Genomic DNA, 575 nt, shown 5'->3' on the forward strand with positions numbered 1-575 from the left:
CGGGAACACGGCGGCCGACATGTCGTCCATCGTTTTCGATAGCACAGCGTTGAGCGCCGCCGTCAGTTCGTCGCCCTTCAGCCCCTTGAGAGAGATTTTGGTGACGTCGATGGTCAGATCGTCGAGCGACTTCTTGACGTGATCAGCGCCGATGCCGAGCACCGCTGCCGCCTCAGTGAGGGCGCCTTCGACACCCTTGAACACGAGACCGAATTGCGCTGGAAGTTCGCCCTCCAGCCCGGCCGTTTGCACCGCGTTGCTCGTCTTCTTGCTCAGGCCAAAGAAGCTCGACTTTGTGGCGTCCACGCTGGCGTACTGGTCGTATCCCTTGCCGCCCTGCAGATCCCGCACGCTTCCGCCGAACTGGATGCCCGAGTCGACGATGGTCGTTTTTGTTTTCCCCCAAAGGTTATTTACGAAGCTCGCGATCTTGTCGCCCAGCCCGGGGCCGAAAAGGCCCTTTGTGACTTCAGTCATTACAGTGGAGATCCCATCGACCGGTTTGCCGACGTTGAGCTGGCCGGTCTTGATCCCGAGATTGCTGCCGTCCGTGACACCAGGGGCCCGGACGATCA

Annotated in this window: 1 protein-coding gene; it reads right to left on the reverse strand. The window is 60.5% G+C overall.

Annotated elements, in window-relative coordinates; genetic code table 11:
- A partial coding sequence (locus RBA40_RS33460; protein ID WP_306653233.1) for a hypothetical protein occupies window positions 1-575 on the reverse strand: 575 nt, incomplete at both ends.

The sequence above is a fragment of the Massilia pseudoviolaceinigra genome, assembly GCF_030846505.1.
Lineage (GTDB): Bacteria > Pseudomonadota > Gammaproteobacteria > Burkholderiales > Burkholderiaceae_D > Telluria_A > Telluria_A violaceinigra.